General features: G+C 72.7%; 15 protein-coding genes. 6 read left to right on the plus strand and 9 right to left on the minus strand.

The window, feature by feature from the left end; all coding sequences use genetic code 11:
* The first annotated feature begins 26 nt into the window (after positions 1-26).
* Entirely contained in the window at positions 27-1,577 is a 1,551-nt protein-coding gene (locus ACIA8R_RS47065) for an alpha-L-arabinofuranosidase B (protein ID WP_364096896.1), read from the plus strand.
* 39 nt (positions 1,578-1,616) lie between these two features.
* Here ACIA8R_RS47065 and ACIA8R_RS47070 read toward each other — a convergent pair whose 3' ends face one another.
* Positions 1,617-2,522: a polysaccharide deacetylase gene (locus ACIA8R_RS47070; RefSeq protein ID WP_357705695.1), complete on the minus strand. Its 906-nt coding sequence runs from the start codon at positions 2,520-2,522 to the stop codon at positions 1,617-1,619.
* Between the two features lie 108 nt (positions 2,523-2,630).
* Between ACIA8R_RS47070 and ACIA8R_RS47075 the strand changes: the two genes are divergently transcribed.
* Together ACIA8R_RS47075 and ACIA8R_RS47080 are read left to right on the plus strand one after the other, a co-directional pair.
* The gene (locus tag ACIA8R_RS47075; protein ID WP_364096893.1) at positions 2,631-3,188 is read left to right on the plus strand and encodes a TIGR00730 family Rossman fold protein; all 558 of its coding nucleotides are present in this window, start codon (positions 2,631-2,633) and stop codon (positions 3,186-3,188) included.
* Positions 3,189-3,267: 79 nt separating this feature from the next.
* Positions 3,268-5,322 (plus strand): SpoIIE family protein phosphatase, encoded by a 2,055-nt coding sequence (locus ACIA8R_RS47080; protein ID WP_397044403.1) that lies wholly within the window; start codon positions 3,268-3,270, stop codon positions 5,320-5,322.
* Here ACIA8R_RS47080 and ACIA8R_RS47085 read toward each other — a convergent pair whose 3' ends face one another.
* Positions 5,323-8,019: a M48 family metalloprotease gene (locus tag ACIA8R_RS47085; protein ID WP_397044405.1), complete on the minus strand. Its 2,697-nt coding sequence runs from the start codon at positions 8,017-8,019 to the stop codon at positions 5,323-5,325. It lies immediately after the preceding gene.
* Between the two features lie 2 nt (positions 8,020-8,021).
* Complete coding sequence (locus tag ACIA8R_RS47090; RefSeq protein WP_357705699.1) at positions 8,022-8,573, minus strand: hypothetical protein; 552 nt, start codon at positions 8,571-8,573, stop codon at positions 8,022-8,024.
* A 192-nt stretch (positions 8,574-8,765) separates the two neighbouring features.
* Between ACIA8R_RS47090 and ACIA8R_RS47095 the strand changes: the two genes are divergently transcribed.
* Positions 8,766-9,722 carry an NAD-dependent epimerase/dehydratase family protein gene (locus ACIA8R_RS47095; RefSeq protein ID WP_397044407.1) on the plus strand — a complete coding sequence of 319 codons (957 nt, stop codon included), beginning with the start codon at positions 8,766-8,768 and terminating at the stop codon, positions 9,720-9,722.
* Positions 9,723-9,766: 44 nt separating this feature from the next.
* On the opposite strand, the gene ACIA8R_RS47100 is transcribed toward ACIA8R_RS47095, so the two are convergent.
* From ACIA8R_RS47100 to ACIA8R_RS47120, 5 genes are all read right to left on the minus strand, one after another.
* Positions 9,767-10,537: an ABC transporter ATP-binding protein gene (locus tag ACIA8R_RS47100; protein WP_357705701.1), complete on the minus strand. Its 771-nt coding sequence runs from the start codon at positions 10,535-10,537 to the stop codon at positions 9,767-9,769.
* Positions 10,534-11,334: an ABC transporter permease gene (locus ACIA8R_RS47105; protein ID WP_357705702.1), complete on the minus strand. Its 801-nt coding sequence runs from the start codon at positions 11,332-11,334 to the stop codon at positions 10,534-10,536. The genes ACIA8R_RS47100 and ACIA8R_RS47105 overlap by 4 nt, the downstream gene beginning before the upstream one ends.
* Before the next feature lie 135 nt (positions 11,335-11,469).
* A complete protein-coding gene (locus ACIA8R_RS47110) occupies positions 11,470-12,681 on the minus strand; it encodes an ROK family transcriptional regulator (RefSeq protein WP_357705703.1) in 1,212 nt (403 codons plus the stop codon).
* A 47-nt stretch (positions 12,682-12,728) separates the two neighbouring features.
* Positions 12,729-13,730 (minus strand): aliphatic sulfonate ABC transporter substrate-binding protein, encoded by a 1,002-nt coding sequence (locus ACIA8R_RS47115; protein ID WP_397044410.1) that lies wholly within the window; start codon positions 13,728-13,730, stop codon positions 12,729-12,731.
* 49 nt (positions 13,731-13,779) lie between these two features.
* Positions 13,780-15,267: a sulfatase-like hydrolase/transferase gene (locus ACIA8R_RS47120; protein ID WP_397044412.1), complete on the minus strand. Its 1,488-nt coding sequence runs from the start codon at positions 15,265-15,267 to the stop codon at positions 13,780-13,782.
* A gap of 167 nt (positions 15,268-15,434) precedes the next feature.
* On the opposite strand from ACIA8R_RS47120, the gene ACIA8R_RS47125 reads away from it, so the two are divergent.
* Positions 15,435-17,804, plus strand: coding sequence for a family 20 glycosylhydrolase (locus ACIA8R_RS47125; RefSeq protein WP_397044414.1), 2,370 nt, complete (start codon positions 15,435-15,437; stop codon positions 17,802-17,804).
* A 34-nt stretch (positions 17,805-17,838) separates the two neighbouring features.
* Here the strand turns inward: ACIA8R_RS47125 and ACIA8R_RS47130 are convergent, their stop codons facing one another.
* Positions 17,839-18,408, minus strand: coding sequence for a TIGR03086 family metal-binding protein (locus ACIA8R_RS47130; protein WP_397044415.1), 570 nt, complete (start codon positions 18,406-18,408; stop codon positions 17,839-17,841).
* Between the two features lie 119 nt (positions 18,409-18,527).
* Between ACIA8R_RS47130 and ACIA8R_RS47135 the strand changes: the two genes are divergently transcribed.
* Positions 18,528-19,115, plus strand: coding sequence for a TetR/AcrR family transcriptional regulator (locus ACIA8R_RS47135; protein WP_364096864.1), 588 nt, complete (start codon positions 18,528-18,530; stop codon positions 19,113-19,115).
* Positions 19,116-19,128 lie beyond the last annotated feature (13 nt).

Genomic DNA, 19,128 nt, shown 5'->3' on the forward strand with positions numbered 1-19,128 from the left:
ACCCCCTGAAAGGCAGCGGTTCATTGATGATGTCCCGGTCCGGATCAAGCATTCTCAAAAAGGCGGGAGCGGCCGTCGCGCTCGTCGCCGGGCTGCTCGCCGTCGCCCCCGCGGCGTCGCAGGCCGCCACCCAGCAGTCGTGCGACATCTACGCCGCCGGCGGCACCCCCTGCGTCGCGGCGCACAGCACCACCCGCGCCCTGTACGCCGCCTACAACGGCCCCCTCTACCAGGTGCGCCGCTCCTCCGACAACGCCACCCGCGACGTCGGCCTCCTCGGCGCGGGCGGCTACGCCGACGCCGCCGCCCAGGACGCCTTCTGCGCCGGCACGACCTGCCTCATCACCGTCCTCTACGACCAGTCCGGACGGGGCAACCACCTCACCCAGGCGCCCCCCGGCGGGTTCCCCGGCCCGGCGCCCGGCGGGTACGACAACCTCGCGATCGCCACCGCCGCCCCGACCATGATCAACGGCCACAAGGCGTACGGCGTCCGGGTCACCCCCGGCACCGGCTACCGGAACAACACCACCAACGGCGTCGCCAAGGGCGACCAGCCCGAAGGCATGTACGCCGTCTTCGACGGCACCCACCACAACGGCGGCTGCTGCTTCGACTACGGCAACGCCGAGACCAACAGCCGCGACAACGGCAACGGCACGATGGAGGCCATCTACTTCGGCGACATCAAGGTCTGGGGCTACGGCACCGGCAACGGCCCCTGGGTCATGGCCGACCTGGAGAACGGCCTGTTCTCCGGCGTGAACCCGGGCTACAACGCGAACGACCCCAGCGTCAGCCACCGCTACCTGACCGCCGTCGTCAAGGGCGAGCCGAACCACTGGGCGATCCGCGCCGGGAACGCCCAGTCCGGCGGCCTGTCCACCTACTACGACGGCCCGCGCCCCAACGCCCCCGGCTACAACCCCATGAAGAAGGAGGGCGCGATCATCCTCGGCATCGGCGGCGACAACAGCAACGGCTCCGCCGGCACCTTCTACGAGGGCGTGATGACCTCCGGCTACCCCTCGAACGCCACCGAGAACGCCGTGCAGGCGGCCATCGTCGCCGCCGGTTACACCACGACGGGCGGCGGCGCGGACGGGACGCTCACCCCCGGCGCGTCCGTCTCGCTGCGCGCGACCACGGCCTGCTGCACCACCCGCTACCTGCGCCACCAGAACGACCAGGTCGTCACGTCGGTGATCGGCTCCGGCAGCTCGTCGCTGGACAGGAGCGACGCCACGTGGATCGTCCGCGCCGGGCTGGCCGGGAGCTCGTGCCTGTCGTTCGAGTCGCGCAACTACCCGGGCGACTACCTGCGGCACCAGAACTACCAGCTCCACCGGCAGCACAACGACGGCAGCGCGCTGTTCGCCGCCGACGCCACCTTCTGCCCGCAGGCGGGGAAGAGCGGCCAGGGCACGTCGTTCGCCTCCGCCAACTTCCCCGACCGGTTCCTGCGCCACTACGACAACACCGTCTACATCGCGAGCAACGGCGGCTCGCACGCCTTCGACAGCGCCACCTCCTGGGCGGCCGACGTGAGCTGGGCCGTCAGCCCGCCCTGGGCGTGACGGGCCCCGAGCCGTCCCCGGCCCGCGACCGGGGGCGGCTCACCGCATGTCGGCCGGACGGGCCCGCCCGTCGAAGGGGAAACGGGCGCGGAAGTCGATCTCGGCCTCGGCCATCGACATGAACGTGACGCCCTTGTGTCCGCGCATGTGCGCGATGAGCCGCTCCAGCATCAGCAGCACCTGGGGACGCCCGCTGACGTCGGGGTGCAGCGTGATGGGGAAGACCGCGTAGTCCAGCTCGCGATAGACCCAGTCGAACTGGTCGCGCCACTGCTGTTCGAGGTCGCGCGGGTTGACGAAGCCGTGGCTGTTCGGCGAGCTCTTGATGAACATCATCGGCGGCAGGTCGTCCAGGTACCAGTTCGCCGAGAACTCCACCAGGTCCACCTCCTCGCCGGGCACCAGCGGCTTCATCCAGGTCGAGGCGGCCTGCTCGTAGTCGATGCGCGTCCAGCGCTCGCCCTTGCGGGCGTAGAAGGGCTGGAAGTCGCGGTAGGACTGCGAGTGGTCGTAGCCGAAGCCGTAGCGCAGCAGCAACTCGGCGGTCCGCGCGGACATCTCCCACCACGGCGCCACATAGCCGCGGGGCCGGACGCCGAGCACCTGGTCCAGCACCTCCAGGCTGCGCGCCAGGACGTCCTCCTCCTGCTGGGCGGACATCGAGACCGGGTTCTCGTGCATGTAGCCGTGCGCGCCGACGTCGTGCCCGGCCTCGACGATCCGCCGCATCTGGTCGGGGAACGACTCCGCCGAATGTCCAGGGACGAACCAGCTCGTCCGGATTCCCTCGCGGGCGAACAGGCGCAGCAGCCTCGGGGTCCCGACCTCGGCGGCGAACACGCCCCGCTGGATGTCGTTCGGTGAGTCCTGGCCGCCGTACGAGCCGATCCAGCCCGCCACGGCGTCCACGTCCACGCCGAAGCACACGTTGATGGCTTTCTTCATGGACCAGGACGTACCCCCGGCGTGACGGCCGGGCAACCGGGTTCGTCGGATCTTGGGTAGATCCTTCACGGGTGCCCTGACCTGGTCTGGTTCGCCTACAGTTACGGCGTGAACATCTGCGTCTTCTGCTCCGCCGCCGACCTCGACGAGCGTTACACCCGTCCCGCCCGCGAGTTCGCCGAGCTCATCGGCAAGGGCGGCCACACCCTGGTGTGGGGCGGCTCCGACACCGGCCTGATGAAGGTCATGGCCGACGGCGTGCAGGAGGCCGGCGGCCGCCTGGTGGGCGTCTCGGTCGAGTTCCTGGCGCACAAGGCCCGGCCGGGCGCCGACGAGATGCTGGTCACCCGCGACCTGGCCGAGCGCAAGGCGCAACTGCTGTCCCGCGCCGACGGCTTCGTGATCATGGTGGGCGGCAGCGGGACGCTCGACGAGGCCACCGAGATCCTGGAGCTGCGCAAGCACGGCCTGCACGCCAAGCCGGTCGTGTTGCTGAACACCGCGGGCTTCTACGACGGGCTGAAGCAGCAGTTCCAGCGCATGGAGGCGGAGGGCTTCCTGCCGCTGCCCCTCACCGAGCTGGTGTTCTTCGCCGAGGAGGGCGTCGGGGCCATCGCCTACCTGGAGGAACAGTCGGGCCTGATCCCGCCGGGCGACCGGGGCTGACCGGCCCGGCGGGGGGCGTTCAGGGACGATCGCGCGCGGGTAGGGGGGGAGGAGGCTGTGGCCGTCGGGGGAGGTCACGATGGGGGCTGACGGCGAGCCCGCAGGCAGCGGGCTGGCGTTCGAAGTGCTGGACCCGGCGCCGGTGGGCGTGGCGGTCGCGCGCGGCCCCGACCACCGCCTGGTCTACACCAACGCCGCCTACCGCTCCCTGTTCGCCGACAGCCGCACTGGGATGCCGATCGAGGAGGCGTTCGCGGAGTTCGTCGAGGTGCACTTCCGCGCCCAGTTCGACCGGGTCTACGCCACCGGCGAGCCGTTCGTCACCACGGCCGAGCCGGAGTACGTCGTCGGCGGGCTGGAAGGCACCGAGAAGCGGTTCTTCACCTCCAGCCTGTCGCGCGTCGTCTTCGGCCCCGGCGACTACGGCGTGCTGGAAGTGGTGATGGAGGTGACCGACCAGGTCACCGCCGCGCGGCGGATCGAGGCCATCGCCGAGGAACGCCGCCGCATCCTGCGCCGCTACGAGAGCCTGATGAAGGTCAGCGCGCAGATCATCTGGGTGACCACCCGCGACGGCTACGTGCACGAGCCCAGCCCGACCTGGGAGCGGGTCACCGGGCAGCCGTGGGAGGAGCACCGCGGCCAGGGCTGGCTCAAGATGGTCCATCCCGACGACCGCCAGGACACGATCAGGTCGTGGGCCCGGGCGGTCAGCAGGGCCATCGACACCTGGGAGCACGTCTACCGGCTGCACACCGCCGACGGCTCCTACCGGCACTTCCAGATGCGCGCCGTGCCCATCTGCGAGAACGGCCAGATCGTGGAGTGGGTGGGGTCGTGCACCGACATCGAGGAGCAGTGGCAGGAGCAGCGCCGGCAGCGCCTGCTCGACAACGCCGCGGCGGCCACGGCCCAGGCCACCAGCCTGGAGGAGATGCTCGGCGCGCTGTCCGACGTCATCGTGCCCGAGCTGGCCGACGGCTGCGGCGTCTACCTCGTCACCGACCTCACCGGCGAGCGGCACGGCGGGGCGCCGTTCGTCGTCGAGCGGCTGGTCACCGCGGTCCGTCGCGGCCTGGTGCCGCTGTCGCCGTACAGCGAGGAGCAGCTCGACGACGACAACGCCTTCGTGACGGCGGTACGCCGGCGGCGGCCCATGCTGCAGACGTTCCCGGCCGGGTCGCCGCCGCCCGGCCTGGCCCCCGCGAGCACGCGCGAGTGGCTGGCGGCCAGCGACGCCAACAGCCTGCTGATCCTTCCGGTCGTGGTCGACGGCACGGTCCCCGCCGTGGTCGGGGTGGTGACGTGCGGCGAACGCGCCGCGATCAGCCGGGCCGACATCTCGCTGCTGACCAACATGTTCGGCCACGCCCACGACGCCCTGAGCCGGGCCATCCGCTTCCAGCGCACCCAGCAGGTCGCGCTGGCCCTGCAGTACAGCCTGCTCGCCGAGCCGCCGCGGCTGCCGGGCCTGCGGATCGTGGCCCGCTACCGGGCCAGCCCGAGCGCCGCCGAGGTGGGCGGCGACTGGTACGACTGCTTCGTCCTGCCCGACGGCGTCCCGGCGCTGGTCATCGGCGACGTGGCGGGGCACGACCTGTCGGCGGCCGTCCTGATGAGCCAGTTGCGCAACATGCTGCGGGCGCTGGCGATGGACCGCTGCGAGCCGCCCGGCGAGATCCTGACCCGGCTCAACGTCGCGATGGAGTCGTTGTCCTCCGACGTCACGGCCACGTGCGTGTTCGCCCGCGTGGAGGAGTGCGAGGGCGGCCACCGGCTGCGGTTCGCGGTGGCCGGCCATCCGCCGCCCCTGCTGGTCACCGCCCAGGGCCACGGACGCTTCCTGGAGGGCGCGGTCAGCCCGCTGCTCGGCTTCCCCGACGACGAGACCCGCGCCTCCCAGACGGAACCGCTCCCGCCGGGCGGCACGGTGCTGCTCTACACCGACGGCCTCATCGAGCGGTCGGGCGAGCATCTCGACCTCGGCCTGGAGCGGCTGCGCCGGGTGGCGGAGTCGCTCGCCGCCGAACCGCTGGACAGCTTCTGCGACCAGGTGCTCAGCGGCCTGCCCAGCACCGGGCTCGACGACATCGCCATCATCGCCCTCCGGCTCCCGCCCGCCTCGCAGGAGTGATCAGCCGGGCAGCAGGCCCGTGACCGTGCACAGGCTGCGCAGCGCGGCGTGGGTGTTGAGGGCCCGCCCGTAGTCCCCGGCCAGCAGGGCGGCGGCGGCCTCGCGTCCCATGGCCTGGACGGCGGGGTCGCGCGCGGCCACGGCGTACCGGGCGCTCCGGGCCACGCCGACGACGATGCCGGTGGAGTCCAGGACGCGGAACACCGGCTCGGCGCCGGCCCGGTCGGCGGCCGCGCAGGCGCGTACGGGCGGCACCGGACCCTCGGAGGCCACGCTCAGCTCGCGGACCACGGCCGCCCGGTCGACCGGCAGTGGCTTGTCGCCGGCGGTGGACAACGCGGTGATGGCCAGCTGGCCGAACAGCAGCGAGCCGAGCACGGTGGGGACGAGCGAGAGCACGGCGCCGAAGGGCCGCCCGGCGGCGCCGTTCCATGGACGCGCACCCCAGGGACGTGCCTTCCGGGGAAGGGGACCCGCGTCGGACAGCGCCTGCACGCCGCCGCGCAGCACACTGCCCAGCCACGCCACGGCGGGGCCCACCAGCATCAGCACGGCGAACCCGATCGTGAAGAACGGCCCGTTCCGGGACAGTAGACGCGGCAGCGGGGCCATGCAGGACGAGAGCTGCCCGGGACCGCACGCCGCGATGACCAGGTGGACCAGGACCAGCGGTACGAGGCCGAGCACGATCAGCAGCATGAGGACCCCGGCGCCCGCCACGACCGGCGCCGTGCCGCCGCGCCCTCCGGCGGCCACGCCGAAGCAGAACGACCCGGCCAGGACCACGGCCGTCGCCACGATGAGCAGCGGGGCGAAGAGAGCCGCCGCGCTCGCCATGGGCACGTCCCCGGTGAGCGGCACGCCGCCGAAGGTCGAGCGCAGCCGGCCGTAGAAGGGGACCATCACCCCCGAGTACGCCAGGACGATCGCCAGCGCGGTGACGTTGACCGCAGGCAGCGGCATGCGCGGCGCCGCCAGGCGGCTGGGCGGCGCGTCCCGCCAGACGGCCGCGAGAGGCCGGGGTGGCAGCCCGCGGCGCGCCGCCCAGCCGGTCACCGCGACGGCGCAGGCCAGCACGACGCAGAGCTGCAACGTCGGGTTGACCGCGGTGGTGAACAGGCTGAACCAGAGGATGTTCCAGTCGGCCGAGCTGCCGGTCATGTTCGTGATGACGTCGAACCAGAAGCTCAACCACGTCCCGAAGATCAACGCCGACAGCGCCGAGCCGGCCAACGCGGCCGTGCGGACCCGCCGGGCCAGCGGCAGCCACACGGACGCGCACAGCAGCGCCCACCTGAGCATGAGCTGGAACAGGACGGCGAGCAGCAATGCCAGCACGGCCGCGATCACGGGCGACCTGGCGAGGATCGCGGCCCACGAGCCGTGGGCGGTCGCCAGCGGCGGCGCGACGAGCTGGCCGGCCAGCACCCCCGCCGTCAGGGCCGTCGCGGCGAGCAGCGTGGACGGCGGCCGCGTGTGCGTGGCCTGCGCCAGCAGCCCGGCCCGCCACACGGTGCCCGCGACCGCGCCGGTGGCCAGCGCCCCGAACAGCACCCCGACCGCCAGGCGCTCCGGAGTGAACAGGGAGACCCCGGACGCCGGGAACAGCAGGCTCATCAGGTGGACGCACGGCGTGTAGCCGAGCCCGAGCAGCACGCCGACGGCCGCCGACTCCACCACGCCGACCCGGAAGAGCAGCGGCGCGCCGCGGATGACGCCCGCCCGCTCGTCGTCGCCGGGATGGAACGACAACGGCTCCCACCGGCGCCGCCCGCTCGTCGGCCGCGACGGGCGCAGCGTGTCCAGGAGCAGCCGCTCGCCGCCCGGCGTGGCGCTGCCGCGCAGGTCGGCGTAGTACTCCCTGGTCCTGAGCACCGCGGTGCGGGTGAACCACAGGAGAGCGAGCACCGCCGCCACCCGCCACGGCAGGACGGCGCGCAGGCCGGGCTCGACGGCCGAGAGCAGCAGCAGGGGCAGGGCGACGACCAGCACGTACGCCCACCAGATCGCGAAGGCGAACGTCGTCAGGCCGACGTCCTTGTTGCGCAGATGGGCCAGCTCGTGGGCGAGGACGGCGTCGAGCTGCCCGGAGTCGGCGTCGGCCGCGCGCAGCAGCCCGAGGTCGAGGATGATCCGGTACCGGGGGCGACGGCCGAAGGCCCGGCCGCTCGCGCTCGCGCGCAGGGTCGCCACGTACACCTCGGTCCCCGGGGCCAGGGCCCGTACGGTGTCCTCGACGCGGCGCACCACGGCGGCCATGCCCTCGTCCACGGCGAGCCGGGCCAGCGGCCGTGGGCGGGAGCGCATGACCAGGCGCGGGTGGAGGAGGTGGATCACGACGGTCACGGCGAGCAGCACGGCCACCATGCCGATCACCGTCCACCCGGCACGGACCGACGCGTGCTGGAGGCACCCGAGGTAGTCCCGGACCAGGTCGCCGTCCGGCACGCGTCCCGCGCCGGAGTTCGCGGCCAGGGCGCAGGCGCGCGGGCCGAGGTCGGTCCTGGCGGTGAAGTACCGGTCGAGCAGCACCAGGTACAGGTGGACGGCGCTGGTGACGGCGACCACGATCATGAGCAGGAAACGCGCCGTGGTCGCCGCGGGGAGCGCGAACGGGTCCAGTCTCGGCGGCGACGGCGGCACCGGCGGACCGGCCGGCGCCGCGCCGTCCTGGCGCGGCCCGCTGGTGGTGGGCACGGTCAGGGCCGCGGGTCGATGAGGGCCGCGGCGAGCAGCGTGCTCACCCGCTGGGCGGCCTCCTCGGACATCCCCGCCGCCCGGACGATCTCCGCCGCCTGGGCGCCGATGGCCGCCGCGTCCACCGCGCTGACCCTGGGCAACGGCGTGCGCTCGGCCTGCGGGGCGACGGCCGAGGTCAGAGCCCTGCGACGGCGGCGCTCCCGCCACCGGCCGCGCAGCCGGTCGACCCGCTCGGTCGCCATGCCCGTCAGCACCTCGCAGGCCACGCCGTTGAGCAGGGTCAGGACCACGCCGAGGACGAGTTGCATGCCCTCGCCCGCGTCGAAGCCGGTGGGCTGGTCGCGTTCGCGTCCTCGCAGCACGGCGCGGACCGCGCGTCTGCGCGCGATCGGGTTGCCGAAGAAGTCCGCGCAGGCCAGAGGCAGGAACCGCGCGTCCTCGGGGGCCACGTCGAGCAGGATCGTCCGGGCGGCCTCCTCGATGGTCGGCGCCGTGGGACCTGAGCCGCCGGTTTCCAGGGGGCCGGTTTCTGGGGAGCCTGGTTCGGGCATGTCTCCTCGCCTGACTTGAACTGAGTCCCCGAATCACCCCTATGAGAGCATGTCCGCCGCTCTGCTGATACCTGACTGCGGAATGCGATCGACCTCTTTCGCAGAGGCGTCTCATCGCGGCCGCCGGGGGCCTTTTGCGCTGCGAGTGAAGGGCGGGGGCCCGGCCGGGGCGGGTGGGCCAGGATGGTGGGCATGCGGACACTTGTTCTGGGTGGCACGAGATTTCTGTCCAGGGAGATCGCGCGACAGGCACGCGATCGCGGGCACGAGGTGGTGTGCGCGGCGCGCGGCCTGGCCGGTGATCCGCCGCCGGGGGTGGAGTTCGTCCGGGTCGACCGGGCCGAGGACGGCGGGCTCGCGCCCGTGAAGGGCGCGTTCGACCTGGTCATCGACGTCGCCAGGCATCCGAGCCAGGTCCGGCGCGCGGTCACGGAGCTGGCGGGCCGGGCCGGTCACTGGACGTTCGTGTCGACGTGCAGCGTCTACGCCGACGCGACCCGGGTCACCCAGGTCCTCCACGACCCGCTGCCCGGCGACGCCGACGAGGGCGACCCGGAGAACTACGGCCCGGCCAAGGTGGCGTGCGAGCAGATCGTCGGTGCCGACGCGCTCCACGTGCGGGCCGGGCTGATCGTCGGCCCCGAGGACCTGTCCGACCGGTTCACCTACTGGGTCGAGCGGCTGGCGCGCGGCGGGCCCGTGCTGGCCCCCGGCTCGCCCGGCGACCTGGTCCAGTTCGTCGACGTGCGCGATCTCGCCGCCTGGACGCTCGACGCGGCCCAGGCCGGGCTCACCGGGCCGTACGACGGGATCTCCATGCCGTTCGGCAGGGGGGAGATGCTGGCGCGGATCGCCGAGGGGCTGGAGGTCGAGCCGGAGCTCGTCTGGGCCGGTCAGGAGTTCCTCACCGAGCACAAGGTCGAGCCGTGGATGGGGCCGCGTTCGCTGCCGCTGTGGCTGCCGCTGCCGGAGTACGCCGGGTTCATGACCCGGGACACCTCCGCCACGGTGGCCGCCGGGCTGCGCATCCGTCCGGTGGCCGACACGGCCCGCGACACACTCGCCTGGCTGCGCGACTCCGGCCACACGGTGACCCGCTCCGGCCTCACGGCCGAGGAGGAGGCCGGCCTGCTCCGCCTGCTCGCCTGAGCCCATCCGTCCCCGCCGCCCGCCCGGACGTCGGGGACGGGGCGTCAGACGGTGGCCTCCTGGTGGTAGACCGAGTGCCAGACCTCGTTCCTGATGCGGGCGAACTCCGGCGACAGCCGGATCTCCTCCGTGCGCGGATAGGGCAGATCCACCTCGATGACGCGGTGGATCCGGCCCGGCCGGGCGGCCATGACGACGACCTTGTTGGCGAGGTAGACCGCCTCGTCCACGTCGTGGGTGATGAACATGACCGTGCGCCGTTCCCTGCTCCAGGTGTCGAGGAGCTGGTCCTGCAACTGCACCCGGGTGAGGGCGTCGAGCGCGCCGAACGGCTCGTCCATGAGCAGGACCTGCGGGCCCACCGCGTACGCGCGGGCGATGGCGCAGCGCTGCTTCATGCCGCCGGACAACGTCTTGGGCAGGGCGTCGGCGAAGTCCGTCAGGCCCACCAGCTCGATGGCGTGCTCGGCCCGCCGCCTGCGCTCGTCGGCGGGCAGGCCGGCCAGCTTCAGGCCGAACTCGACGTTCTTGCGCACGGTCAGCCACGGGAACAGCGCGTACTGCTGGAAGATCACGCCGCGCTCGGGGCCGGGGCCGGTCACCGGGACGCCGTCGAGCAGGATGCGCCCGGCGCCCGGCTCGGTCAGGCCCGCGGCCATGCTCATCAGCGTGCTCTTGCCGCATCCCGACGGGCCCACGACGGTGACGAACTCGCGGTCGGCGATGTCGAGGTCGACCCGGTCGAGGGCGACGAACTCGGTGTCCTTGAGCGGGAAGGTCTTCGAGACGGCCTCGAAGGAGATCTTGGGGGTCATCGGCGCTCCTGCCATCCGGTCAAACGGCGCTCGGCGAGCAGCAGCAGCCGGTCCATGACCAGGCCGAGCACGCCGATGCTGATCAGCCCGACGAAGATCGTGGGCAGGTCGTAGTAGAGCTGCGCCTGCTGCATGCGGTAGCCCAGGCCCTCCTGGGCGGCGATCAGCTCGGCGGCGACCAGGGTGCCCCAGGCCGCGCCCAGCCCGATCCGCATGCCGACGATGATGAACGGCGTGGACGCCGGGACGATCACCTTCAGGAAGATCGTCCGGTCGCCCGCGCCCAGCACCCTGGCCGCGTTGATCAGGGTGCGGTCGACGTCCAGGACGCCCTGGAAGGTGGAGACCACGCTCGACAGGAACGCCGCCAGGAAGATCACGAAGATCTTCGGCGTCTCGCCGATGCCCATCAGCACGATGGCCAGCGGGATGATCGCCAGCGGCGGGATCGTACGGAAGAACTGCACGTACGGTTCGATCAGCGCGCGGGCGGTGGCGTACCAGCCCATGAGGAAGCCGATCGGGACGGCCAGCGCCGTGCCGAGCGCGAAGCCGGTGAACACGCGGCGCAGGCTGGCCAGCAGGTCGGTGGGGAGGGTGCCGTCGGAGACGAGCTCGGCGGCGCGGGCCGCCACGTCGGCCGGGCTGGACAGGCCCTGGATGCCGGCCAGGGACAGCCCGCTCCAGACGGCCAGGCCCGCCACGACGGCGGCCGCGTTGAGCACGAGCGTGCGACGGGGTCGCGCCAGGCGCCGCCTGCGGGCCGGGGGAGGATCGGTCACGGTCACGGCGGTCATGGTTCGGGGCTCGTCATCGTCGGGGGTCCTTCCGGGTGGTGCATGCGTGTCTGGGGCTTCCGTGGAAAAGCAGGTGCGGGCGGGGTGAAGGGGCGGGTGAGGTGAGCGGCGGGTGGGGTGAGGGTGGGGTGACGGTCAGGGGGTCAGGGGGCGGAGGTGGGCGGGGATCGAGGGTTCCTCGTGGACGAGGAGGGCGATCGCTCCCATGGCGGAGGCGTTCACCCCCAGGTCCGCCTGCGCGACCGCGATCTCCCGAGGGGCGCGCGGCAGCGCCAGCCGCGAGACCGCGTCCCGGATCGGGTCGAGGACGAGGCTGCCCAGCCCGGCCAGCTCACCCCCCACCACGATCAGCGCGGGGTCGAGCTGGGCGACGGTGCCGGCCAGCACGCGGCCCAGGTCGGCCGCCGCCGAGACGATGACCTCGCACACCGCCGGCACGCGGTCCTGGGCGGCCGCGACCAGCGCGTCCAGGCCGGACAGCCGCACCCCGCGGGCGGCGCACGCCCTGAGCAGGCCCTGCCCGCCGATACCGCCCTCCAGGCAGCCGCGGCTGCCGCAGTGGCAGGGCTCGCCGCCGGGGTCGAGGGAGACGTGGCCGATCTCGCCGCTGGCCCCGTGCGCGCCGCGCAGCAGCCGGCCGGCGACGATGAATCCGCCGCCGACGCCGACCGACCAGCGTACGTAGACCATGTCGCGCACCGAGCGGCCGACGCCCCACGTGGCCTCGGCCAGCGCGGCGAGCCTGGCGTTGTTGTCCACGGCCACCCGCACGCCGAACTCCTCGGCGACCCGCCGGGCCACCGGCAGGTAGGAGGCCGGGAGCGTCGGCGGGATGCCCGGGACGTCGACCGGCGCCGGCGCGGGGCTCTCGTCCACGACGCCGACCAGGCCGAGGCCGACGGCCTCCAGCGCGCCCAGGCCGATGCCGCGCTCGGCGGCGATCTCCCGGGTCAGCCGGATCGCCGCCTCGGCCTCCTCCAGCGGGGCCGCGTCCTCCGGCAGGGACGCGGAGGCGGTGGCCACCACCTGGTGGGCGGCGTTGGCCACGGCCAGCCGGACCCGTCCGCGGCCGAGGTCGAGGCCGAGGAGCAGGCCGGCGGCCGGGTTGAGCGAGACGAAGGCGGCGGGCCTGCCGCGTCCGCGCGGCTCGGCGGGCACCGAGTCCGTCTCGATCACCGCACCGCGGTCCATCAGGTCGGAGATGATCGCGAACAGCGTGCTGCGGGACAGGCCGGTGCGCTCGGTGAGCTGGGCCCGGCTCAGCGCGCCCGCCGCGCGCAGCGTGGCGAGCACGGCGTCCTCGTGCACCAGCCGCAGCCGCTGCAGCGCGTCAGTGGGTGACGACATGGGACCATGATGGTGGGCAAGGCATTGCGGTCAACTCTCCGTCCGGATCATCCGGCGGCGGCCGACGCGTACAGGTCGGCGGTGAAGTACGTGGACGGTTCGGGCGACTCGGTCAGCTTGCCCATGGTGACGAACAGGTCGGCCAGGCCCTTGTACCAGCCGGCCGCGGTGCCGTCCTTGGCCAGCTTGACCAGTTCGGCGGTCGGCAGGATCTTCGTCACCGCCGAGGCGCCCTTGAACTGCTGCGGCGGCGCCTTGAGGAAGGCGGCGGTCAGCGTCTCGGCCTCGGCCGCGTGCCCGGCGACCCAGTCGTTGGCCTCCTGGAGCACCTTCAGCACCTTGGTGACGGTGGCCGCGTCGCCGGAGACCAGCTCGTTGCGGGCGACGAACGAGCTGGGGAAGCTCAGCTTGGGGTAGAAGTCCTCGCTCTTGGTCAGCTCGACCAGCTCCGGCACGTTCTTCTTGATGGTGTCGATCAGCGGGTACCAGATGGCCGCCGCGTCGATCTGCTTGGCGCTGAACGCGGTCACGACCGTGCTCGGGTCCATGTTGACCTTCTGCACGTCCTTGCCGGACAGGCCGGCCTCCTTCAGGGCCAGCTCAAGGATCATGTCGCCGGACGTGCCCTCGGGCACGCCCACCTTCTTGCCCTTCAGGTCCTTGACGGAGGTGATGCCCGACTCCGGGTAGGTGATCACCCGGTCGGCCATGCCGAGCATGTTCGGCGCGATGATCTTGGCCTTGCCGCTGGCCGGGAGCCAGGTCGCGCCGGAGCCGATGTAGCCGAAGTCGATGTCGCCGGAGCCGAGCGCCTGGATCTGCAGCGGGCCGTTGGTGAACACCTTCAGGTCGGGCTCCAGCCCCCGCTTGGCCCACAGGCCCTGCTGGTCGGCCGCGGCGAGCGCGGCGGCGCCGGAGAAGTCGGCGATGTAGCCGAAGCGCACGCTCTTGGCTTCGGGGCCGTCGCCGGAGGAGGAGCCGCAGGCGGCGGCGGGGAGGAGGACGGCCAGCGCCGCGAGGGCGCTGACCAGGGTGCGAGGACGCCTCATCGGGGGGTCCTTTCTCGTCTCACGGAGGGATCGGGGGGTGACGGCGGCCTCATGCGACCTCGTCGGCGACGCCGTCCACGTCGGGGGCGCGGCCCTCGCCGATGTCGGCCATGTAGCTCATCCAGGTGTAGGCCGGGTCGCCGCGGCGCAGCAGTTCCCGGTACAGGCGTACGGTCAGCTCGCGCCGGACCGCCGCGTAGGCGGGCGCGGGGTAGACGTTGTGCAGTTCGTGCGGGTCGGCGTCCAGGTCGTAGAGCTCGTGCACGCCTTCCGGGTTGAAGACCAGCTTGTGGCGGCGGTCCCGGATCATGCGCTGGGAGTAGGGGAAGTGGTGGCCGTGGAACTCGGCGACCACCGAGTCCCGGCCCTCGGCGGGCTCGCCGCGCAGCAGCGGGAGCAGGCTCTCGCCGTCGCAGGGCTCCTGCGGCGGCAGCCCGGCCAGGTCCAGGATGGTGGGGTTGAGGTCGATCAGGGTGGCGAACGCGTCCACGGTCTTCGCGGGCGCGCCGGGCACCCGGACGATGCCGGGGATGCGGTAGATGTCCTCGTACATGGCCGGGCCCTTGTCGTTCAGCCGGTGGGCGCCGGTGAACTCGCCGTGGTCGGCGGTGAAGACGACCGTGGTGTCGTCCCAGAGGGACAGCTCGCGCAGCGCCGTCAGGAGCCGGCCGATCTGGTCGTCGATCATCGTCACGTAGCCCCAGTAGACGGCGATCAGCTTGCGCCAGGCGTCGGCGTCGAAGCTGTCGGCCGACCAGTACTCGGAGTAGCGTCGCTGCACCTCGGGCTTGCCGGCGAAGGTCTCGGCCATCGAGGCGGGCAGCGGCACGAGGTCCGGGTCGTACATGTCGTAGTAGCGGTCGGGGATGAGGTACGGCAGGTGGGGGCCGTACCAGTGGCAGGACAGCAGGAACGGGCGGCCGGTGCGGCGGAAGTCCGCGGCGTAGCGTTCCAGCAGCTCCAGGGTGCGGTCGGCGAGGAACGCCTCGATCGTGGCCTCGGCCGGCTGCCGGAGCCTGCCGGCGATGAGATGGCCGCGGCCGGTGCCGTTGGGGGCCTTGCCGAAGATCGGGCTGTCCACCGCGAAGGGGGGATGGCCGTGCTCCTTCAGCCAGCTTTCGTAGGAGGGGTGGTCGAAGGGGTTCAGCGCCCCGGGCAGGTGCTCGCCGTCCATGCCGTGGAACTCGGGCCCGCGTTCGCGGCCGATGTGCCACTTGCCGACGTGGCCCAGGTTGTAGCCGGCGGCCCGCAGCGGCGCGGCGAGGGTCGGCTGGTCGTCGGCGACCTCGTCCCGGCCGCCGCCGTTGCGCTCGGGGTTGACCAGCAGGCCGTGCCGGAACGGGTGCAGCCCCGTGAACAGCGACGCGCGGGCCGGGGTGCAGATCGCGGTCGGCGTGTAGAACCGGTCGAAGCGCGTGCCCTCCGCCGCCAGGCCGTCGAGCGCGGGGGTGCGGACGACGGGGTTGCCGTAGCAGCCGAGCGTGTCCACCCGATGCTGGTCGGTCATCAGGAACAGGACGTTGCGGGGACTGGTCACTCGCTCTCCGATCGCTAATTTTTCTTGAGGGTTTACGTTAAAGAAGGATCATGAGCTTCGCAAGGGGGTGATAGGGGAGAGATGTCGGTTTTTATTTCCGGTCTCTTGACGTAAATCGGTGAGGGTGATCACACTTTGCGATATCCCCCGCCTCCCGAAGGAGTCCGATGCGTCGACATCTCCTGACCGCCGCGCTCGCGGCAGCGCTCGTGGTCCCGGCTCTTGGGCCCGCTCCGAGCGCCTACGCCGCCGACGAGCCCGTCAACCTGGCCCTCGCGGGCACCGCCACCGCCTCCAGCGTCGAACTGGACCGCGCCGACTTCGCCGCCGCGCACGTCAACGACGGCGACACCGCCACCCGCTGGTCCTCCAAGTACGCCGACGACAACTGGGTCCAGGTACGCCTGGACGCGCCGGCCAAGGTCGACCACGTGACGTTGCGCTGGCCGAACGCCTGTGCCCGCGACTTCGTCCTGCAGACCTCCGCCGACGGCGTGACCTGGACCGACGTGGCCTCGCTGCAACGCGACACCTGCCCGCGCACCGACGTCATCGACGTGGCCTCGCAGACCCCGGTGTCCTATGTCCGGATGCAGGGCAGGAAGCGCTGGGCCGCCTTCGGCTACTCGATCTCGGAGTTCGAGATCTGGGACCGGCCGCCCGCGCCGCCCCGGCCCGTCCTGGGCCTGCTGCCGAAGCCGGTGGCGCTCCAGGAGCAGGGCGGGACGCCGTACACGCTGCACAGGAACACCCGGGTCGTCGCGGCCGGGCAGGACGCGCGGGCGCCCGCCGAATACCTGGCCAGGGCGCTGCGCCCGGCCACCGGCTACCGCCTGCCGGTCGTCGCCGCAGGGGACGGCCCCGCGCCGATCGTCGTCGAGGTCGGCCCCGGCAAGGGCCCGGCCGGGCACGAGGACGAGGGCTACCGGCTCACCGTCGCCCCCGGCCGGATCGCCCTGACCGCGAGCACGGCCGCCGGCGCGCTCAACGGCGTCCAGACGCTGCGCCAGCTCTTCCCGCAGTGGGTCGAGTCCGACTCCGTCGTGCCCGCCTCGTGGACGGCGCCCGCGGTGACGATCAACGACTACCCGCGCTTCGCGCACCGGGGCATGATGCTCGACGTCGCGCGCAGCTTCTACCCGGTGGCGGAGGTGAAGTCCGCGATCGACGCCGCCGCCCAGTTCAAGATCAACCGGCTGCACCTGCACCTCACCGACGACCAGGGCTGGCGCATCGCCGTCGGCGACCCGGCCACCAACCCCTCGGGCATCGACTACGGCCTGCTCACCCGGGTCGGCGGCGCCACCGCGATGACCGACCGGGGCACCGAACCGGGCATCACCGGCTTCTACACCAAGGCCGACTACACCGAGATCGTGCGGTACGCGGGCGAGAACGGCATGACCGTCATCCCCGAGATCGACCTGCCCGGTCACGTCAACTCGGCGCTGCACTCCGTCCCGCAGCTCAACACGGCGGGCGCGCAGCCGCGGCTCCAGCCGGGGGAGACCACCGTCCCGCACAACGGCACCGGCGCGGTCGGCTACTCCTCGCTGGACGCCGCCGCCCCCGTCACCTACGAGTTCGCCCGGCACGTGCTCGCCGAGATCGCCGCGATGACGCCGGGCCCGTACCTGCACATCGGCGGGGACGAGGCGCACGTCACCCCGCACGCCGACTACGTCAAGATGGTGGACGCGTTCACCGCCGCGGTGAAGGGCCTCGGCAAGACCGTCGTCGGCTGGAACGAGTACGCCGGAACCGCCCTGCCCCAGGGCGATGCCGTCGTGCAGTTCTGGAACGGCAACCTGGCCGCCGTCGCCAAGGCGGTCAACGAGCGCGGGGCCAAGGCGATCCTGTCCCCGGCGGCCAACACGTACGTCCCGCAGAAGCAGGACCCCCGTCAGCCGCAGGGCGGCACGTGGGCGTGCGGCGGGGTCTGCGGGCTGGACCGCCACTACAACTGGGACCCCGGCACGTACGTGCCCGGCGTCGCCGAGTCGTCCGTGCTGGGCGTGGAGTCGGCGATGTGGGGCGAGTTCATCAGGCGGCTCGGCCAGGCGCAGTACTACTCCTTCCCGCGCCTGATCGCGACGGCCGAGGTCGGCTGGACCCCGCAGGACCAGCGTGACTACGCCGGATTCAGCACCAGGTTGTCGGCGGTCGGCGGCCGGCTGACGGTCGCGGGGACCAACTTCTTCCCCACCGCCGACGTCCCGTGGCGGCTGCAGGTCCTCGGCCGGCCCGTCACCGTCCGTGCCGGACGTCCGGCGGGGGCCACCTGGACGGTCACCGCGCCAGGCCACGCCGCGGACGGGCTCAAGGCGTCGATCGCCTGGAGCGACGGGGTGACGGAGGAGGTCACGCTGACCACGCCACGCGTGGCGAGCATCTCGGACATGCGGGTCAACGACGCCTTCACGGCCCGGTCGGACCGGTCGTTCGCCGGGCCCGGCACGTACAGCGGCACCTTGACCGTGCGCCCGACCGGTCTCGCGCCGGTGCAGGGTGCTCTGACGGTCACCGTGAAGGACTGACCCGCGCCCTGGTCGATCGGCTCCCGTCCGGCCTTCAGCGGGACGGGAGCCGGCGGCCGGTGAAGGCCAGGAGGCGGCGGTGGGCGGGGTCGCCGGGGTCGGCCGGGACTTCGGGGCCGAACATGCCGGGCCGCCGGAAGGCGCCGAAATCCATGGCGAGCATGACCGTGAGCAGTTCGCCGCACGCGTCGTCGTCCACGAGCGTCTCCTGACCGGTGGCCAGGGCAAGGTCGGCGCCGTGGACGAGCACCTCGGTGAGGTGCACGAGCGCGGCCATCCGCGCGGGCAGCTCGCCGAAGCCCAGGCGGACCGTTCCGTCCAGGGCGCCGGGGCGGTGCCAGGCGTCGCGGTCGAGGCGGGCGGCGAGGGCGAAGGCCGCCCGCGGGTCGCCGCCGAGCCAGTCGTCCTCGTGCGCCGCGCCGGCGTCGGTGCCGGTGAGCTCGGCGGCGAAGATGCGCATGCCGCCGACCAGGTGGTTCAGCTCGGTCCGCACGTCCCAGGCCGGGCAGAGGGCGGGGGCGGCGAGCCGGTCGCCGGTGAGGCCCTCGACGATGACGCCGGTCATGTCGAGGGCGCGGTCGATCTGCTCGATCACGGAGGTCATCGTGCTCTCCTTCAGGTGCGTCGCCCCACCGCTAAAGCAGGATGTGGCTGCGTTTACGGCGAGGACTCTAGGGCGCGAGAAGCCGCAAACGCAAGTCATGGCTGCGTTAAGGTGAGGGCATGGAAGAGCGACAGCCCGCCAGGCGTCCCGGCGGGCGCAGCGCCCGCGTCCGCGCCGCGGTGCACCAGGCCGTCACCGACCTGATCGCCGAACGCGGCTACGGCAACTACACCGTCGGCGACGTCGCGGCGCGCGCGGGCGTGGCCGACACCAGCGTCTACCGGCGCTGGGGCACGATCGAGGCCCTGACCATCGACGTCGCGATCACCTGGCTCACCACCACCTCGCCCGTCCCCGACACCGGCAGCCTGGACGGCGACCTGCGCGCCTACGCGGCCAACGTGGCCAGGGACGTCACCGGCCCCGACGGCCTGGCCCTGCTGCGCCTGGTCATCGCCCTGTCGTCGGCGGGCGACGACGGTCTGCGGGCCCGCGCGGCGTTCCTCGCCGAGCGTTCCCGCCAGCTCCAGGTCATGCTCGACCGGGCCCGCGACCGGGGCGAGCACCCTCCGGAGGTCCTCGACGTGGTCGACCACATCCTGGCCCCGATGTACCTCCGCGTCCTGTTCGGAGCCGCCCCGCTGACCCCCGAGTACGTCGACGGCCTGGCCGATCGCCTGCTCGCACGCACGGCGTACGGTCCTTGACCGTGTCGACGAG

Origin of the sequence: Nonomuraea sp. NPDC051191, from assembly GCF_044455665.1 — a bacterium.
GTDB lineage: Bacteria > Actinomycetota > Actinomycetes > Streptosporangiales > Streptosporangiaceae > Nonomuraea.